The organism is Devosia sp. (assembly GCF_017307565.1).
In the GTDB taxonomy this organism is placed as follows: domain Bacteria; phylum Pseudomonadota; class Alphaproteobacteria; order Rhizobiales; family Devosiaceae; genus Devosia.
Map to the genome: position 1 here is coordinate 1 of NZ_JAFKHD010000057.1, position 4475 is coordinate 4475.

The following is a 4475-nucleotide window of genomic DNA, read 5'->3' on the forward strand; positions in this document are numbered from 1 at the left end:
CACCATGCAGTATCGCCGCTCTGGTCATTCGGGGCTGAAACTGCCGGTCCTGAGCCTTGGCCTCTGGCAGAACTTTGGCGGCACGCGCGACTATCCCGGCGCCATGGAAATCCTGGGCTATGCCTTCGACCAGGGCATTACCCATTTCGATCTCGCGAACAATTATGGCCCACCCGCCGGCTCGTCCGAAGAACTGTTCGGTCAGGTCATGGCGCGGGATTTCCGCCCCTATCGCGACGAGATGATCATTTCGACCAAGGCCGGCTACAATATGTGGCCGGGCCCCTATGGCGAATGGGGGAGCCGCAAATATGTACTGGCCAGTCTCGATCAGAGTCTCAAACGTCTGGGCCTCGACTATGTCGACATTTTCTATTCCCATCGTTTTGATCCCGAAACGCCGCTTGAAGAGACGATGGGCGCACTGGCCCATGCAGTGAAATCGGGCAAGGCGCTTTATGTCGGCGTCTCCTCCTATCCTGAAAAGGAAACGCGGGAGGCGCACCGGATTCTCAAAGAGATGGGCGTTGCCACAACCATCCACCAGCCGAGCTATTCGGTGCTCAATCGCTGGATCGAGAACGACAAGACGATCGATGCCTGTGGCGAACTGGGCATCGGCATCATCGCCTTTTCGCCGCTGGCGCAGGGTGTGCTTTCGGGGAAATATTCGTCGGGCGGCAATACGGCAGGCACCCGGGGCGAAAATCCCAATGGGTCGCTCCGGGCCAGCCATATCGAGCCTCGGGTGCTTGAGGCGGTGGACAAGCTCGCTGTGATTGCACGGAACCGCGGCCAATCGCTGGTGCAACTGGCGTTGGCCTGGGTGCTGCGGCGCCAGGAGGTGACCTCGGCGCTGATCGGTGTGCGCACGCTGGAGCAGCTCAAGGATAATCTTGGGGTGATCGATAATCTGGACCTGAGCGCCGAGGAAATCGTGGCGATTGATGAGGCGACGAAAGACGGGCAGATGGAACTGCATCCGCGGCCGCAGGGGTGGTTGCGGTAGGGTTTTGGGACAAGGCCCCCTCACCTGCCGGCTGCGCCGTCGACCTCTCCCCCAGAGGGAGAGGTCGGCCCGCAGGGCTGGGTGAGGGGGCCTTTCCGGTCAAACCATCATGGACTGCAGCGCGCCCATGGCGGCGAGCGAGCCGGTATTGTTGGCGAAGGTGACCGAATGCATGCCGGTCGTCAGGTCGCCGGCGGCAAAAATGCCAGGACGCGAGGTTGTACCCATGTCGGCAATAGCGAGCATGATGCCCGTTGGCGTGTCCTTGGTTTCAAGGCCAAGCTGAACATGCAGATCCGCCGAGGGCCGGTTGCGCGGATGGGCATAGAGCACTTCCAGCCCGACCTGGCTGCCATCTGCCATGGTGACGCCGGAAATGCGGCCTTGCTGGTGCTGAATGGACGCCAGTTTGCCATCGACGATTTTCACGCCGCGCTTTGCAAGCTTGCTGCGCTCTTCGTCGGCAAGTTCGTGCCCATCGAGGATGAGCGTGATGTCATCGGTCCAATTGGCGTAGAGCACCGCGCCATGGAGCGACATGGGCGACGAGTAGACGAGGCCCCAGCGCGTCCCCGCCACCTCATAGCCGTGACAGAAGGGGCAGTGGATGACCGTCTTGCCCCAGCTTTCGGCAAAACCGGGAATGGGGGGAAATTCATCGACGATGCCATAGCTGAGGATGATGCGGCGGCCCGACACGGTGTCTCCGTTCGAGGTCGTCACGACAAAATCGTCGGGCTCGCCCGCAATGCTGACGGCGCCGGCATTGACCAGTGTCACGCTCGGATAGTGAGCAATCTGGGCGCGTGCCGTCGCCAAGAGGTCGGCGGGCGGGGTACCGTCATGGCCGAAAATATTATGTGCGTGCTCGGCGTAGCGATTGCGGTTGAGGCCGGTGTCGAGCACGGTGACCTTGCGCCGTGCCCGCCCGAGCTGCAGCGCGGCCGAAAGCCCGGCAAAGCTGCCACCAATGATGATCACGTCCTGCATCGCATGTCTCCGCGTGTTCGTATTAGAGGCGGATGCAATGTTACATTATAACATTCAAGTCAAGCCGAGGTTTCGTTTGGCTTGCCTTTGACCTAAGGTGCGGGCATGGAACAATTCTCGGGAGGGAGCCCATGCGTCGTCTTTTTGCTTGTCTTGCCATCGGTATTGTTGGTCTCACGCCAGCGCTGGCCTTTGACGGGGAAACGCAGTCGGTGCTCGATCGCATGAAGGTCGGCAAACTGGTGCCCATTACCGAGATCGCCAAGCTGATGCGCAATTCCGAGCGCTGGTGCTATGCCGAAAACGACGGGGCCTGTTCCTGGTCGGATATCTATCTCGAGGTGACCGACGAGGGCGCGACCTATGAGATCGGCAATGCCTGGGACGCTGACCACGACGTCATCTTCACCGACAACGGCAAGTTCGCCGATGGCCGCTATATCTGCGAGACGGGCAATGACTGGCTGCCCTCGATCCGCGCGATCAACCGCGCCAACGGGGTCGCGCTCGGTGGGCGCGAGCTCTGGGCGCTCAAGACCCAGATCGGCGACGGGCGCAGCAGCGAGCGCATCGATTGTTTCGACTATGTGCTGAAGGGGTCCGACGCCGAGGCCGAGACCATCACGCTGCTGCAGCGCCAGTTTATCGATGGCGCCACCGACACGATGAATGACGTGACGGTGACGCTGCATTTCAATGCGGAAAGCGCCGCGGCCCTGACCTGGTATTATTGACCGCCGGTGGCGGCGAGCCAGGCGGGATCGGGCTCGATCGGAGTGATGACGTCGAGCAGAATGCCATTGGGATCGCTGGCAATGAAATGGCGCTGGCCAAAGACCTCGTCCCGCAGCGGCTGGGCGATCCTGATGCCTTTTTCGGCAAAGCGCCTGGCCTCTGCCGTGGCATCCTCGACCTCGAAGCTGAGGATCAGGCCGGCGGTAGGAATGCGGCCTTCAGAGGGAATGGTGTCGTGGTCGTAGGCGATGATGGCAAGTTCCTGCGGCCCGTTCGGCGCGCGCAAATGCATGTACCAATCGCTTTCAAAGATCGTGGTGAAGCTGAAGAGGTCGCGGTAGAAGGCGGCGGTTCCGGCCACATCCTTGACCTGCAGCAGCGGGTAATAGGCAGAAAACATGGTCCGTCTCCTTGCGGTTTGAACTAAAAAGAAACATACTGAATGCACGTAATATAACAAACAGGGTGTATGTATGCAAGTGCAGCGCAGAACGCAGGAAGAGCGGCGCGAAACCACGCGTCGGGCTCTGGTCGCCGCCGCCCGCCAGCAATTTGCCGAGCACGGCTTTGGCGCCACCAACACGCCGACCATCGCGGCGGAGGCGGGGGTGACCCGCGGCGCACTCTACCACCACTTCGCCGACAAACAGGCGCTGTTCGAGGCGGTAGTGGAAGAAGAGCATGCCCTCCTGGCCCTCGCGATCAACGCCGCTGCCGCCGGCGAGGATGAGCCGGGCCCGGTGCGAGCGCTGATTGAAGGCGGGGACGCCTATCTTGCCGGCATGCAGGACCCCGGCCGCCGGCGCATCCTGCTCATCGACGCTCCGGCGGTGATCGAGCGCGACCGCCTCGAAGCCATCAATGCACGCTTCGGTCTCAGGACGCTGATTGAAGGTGTATCGGCCGCGGTGTCGGCAGGCGCCATCCGCGACCTGCCGGTCACCCCGCTGGCGCAACTGCTCGATGCGCTCTTTGATCGCGCCGCGCTGGCTGAGCCCCAGGAGCTGGCGGACTATCGCAAGGCCATCAAGGCGTTGATTAGGGGCCTAAAGATCTGATTCCAGCGCCTTGACGCGCTGGGCGAGAGTCTGCACCGCCGCGATCAGAGGGGCGATGAAACTCGAATAGCGCAGGGCCTGCTGGCTCTCCGCATCGGCGTCGTCGACCAGCACGTGGCCGCCGAACTGCGCGACGCCGTGGTTTTTCGTCGTGGCGAGCACATCCTGGGCGAGGAGGCCATAATGCACGCGTTCATCCGTAGCGTTGTCGCGCCAACGATAGCGCACGGGCTGCAGCGCCAGGATGAAGTCAAGACCGAGATCGCTGGGCAGGATATCCGTCTTGAGGCGCATGTCTGAAGTCTGGATCGTGCCGGTAGCCGACCAGACGGCGCTCCAGCGCGCGCCGCTGGCGCCCAGGGTCTGCGCATTGTCGGTGATGGGTTTCAGCGCGCCGGCAAAGCTGGCGCTGCCATCGCCCGCGATGACGACGGCATTGGTCCATGTGCTGCCATTGCTGCTGATTTTCAGGCGCCAGGCATTGTCGGCCAGCAATCCCATCTCGGCGCGACCGGACCAGTTGCTCTGGAACAGCACGCTTGCCGTGTCGCCCGCGCTGGCCTTGTTGAGTTTGAGCTGATGGCCCGCGCCATCGTGATTGAGCAGTGTCGCGTCAGCCGCGATAGATAGCCGATTGGTGGTGTCGGCATCAGCATTGATGCCCAGTTGCGGCAGGCCCGCGC

At 62.1% G+C, this 4475-nt stretch carries 6 protein-coding genes; 3 read left to right on the forward strand and 3 right to left on the reverse strand.

Translation table 11 applies throughout. The annotated features are described in order from the left end of the window. The first annotated feature begins 4 nt into the window (after positions 1-4). Positions 5-1009, forward strand: coding sequence for an aldo/keto reductase (locus tag J0I64_RS01135; RefSeq protein ID WP_291405596.1), 1005 nt, complete (start codon positions 5-7; stop codon positions 1007-1009). A 99-nt stretch (positions 1010-1108) separates the two neighbouring features. Here the strand turns inward: J0I64_RS01135 and J0I64_RS01140 are convergent, their stop codons facing one another. Then, positions 1109-1999, reverse strand: a complete 891-nt coding sequence (locus J0I64_RS01140) for an NAD(P)/FAD-dependent oxidoreductase (protein WP_291405587.1) — start codon at positions 1997-1999, stop codon at positions 1109-1111. 131 nt (positions 2000-2130) lie between these two features. Here J0I64_RS01140 and J0I64_RS01145 point away from each other — a divergent pair, with 131 nt between their 5' ends. Beyond that, positions 2131-2733, forward strand: a complete 603-nt coding sequence (locus J0I64_RS01145; RefSeq protein ID WP_291405589.1) for a hypothetical protein — start codon at positions 2131-2133, stop codon at positions 2731-2733. Here J0I64_RS01145 and J0I64_RS01150 read toward each other — a convergent pair. Then, positions 2727-3134: a VOC family protein gene (locus tag J0I64_RS01150; RefSeq protein WP_291405591.1), complete on the reverse strand. Its 408-nt coding sequence runs from the start codon at positions 3132-3134 to the stop codon at positions 2727-2729. The two genes, J0I64_RS01145 and J0I64_RS01150, sit on opposite strands and share 7 nt — an antisense overlap. Before the next feature lie 79 nt (positions 3135-3213). On the opposite strand from J0I64_RS01150, the gene J0I64_RS01155 reads away from it, so the two are divergent. Further along, positions 3214-3792: a TetR/AcrR family transcriptional regulator gene (locus J0I64_RS01155; protein WP_291405593.1), complete on the forward strand. Its 579-nt coding sequence runs from the start codon at positions 3214-3216 to the stop codon at positions 3790-3792. Here J0I64_RS01155 and J0I64_RS01160 read toward each other — a convergent pair. Next, a partial coding sequence (locus J0I64_RS01160) for a tail fiber domain-containing protein (protein ID WP_291405594.1) occupies positions 3781-4475 on the reverse strand: 695 nt, incomplete at its 5' end. The two genes, J0I64_RS01155 and J0I64_RS01160, sit on opposite strands and share 12 nt — an antisense overlap.

What these genes read in the sequence shown, in the direction of transcription:
- J0I64_RS01145 (WP_291405589.1), top strand. Translation starts at nt 2,131, where the DNA reads ATGCGTCGTCTTTTTGCTTGTCTTGCCATCGGTATTGTTGGTCTCACG.
- J0I64_RS01140 (WP_291405587.1), bottom strand. Translation starts at nt 1,999, where the DNA reads ATGCAGGACGTGATCATCATTGGTGGCAGCTTTGCCGGGCTTTCGGCC.
- J0I64_RS01150 (WP_291405591.1), bottom strand. Translation starts at nt 3,134, where the DNA reads ATGTTTTCTGCCTATTACCCGCTGCTGCAGGTCAAGGATGTGGCCGGA.
- J0I64_RS01135 (WP_291405596.1), top strand. Translation starts at nt 5, where the DNA reads ATGCAGTATCGCCGCTCTGGTCATTCGGGGCTGAAACTGCCGGTCCTG.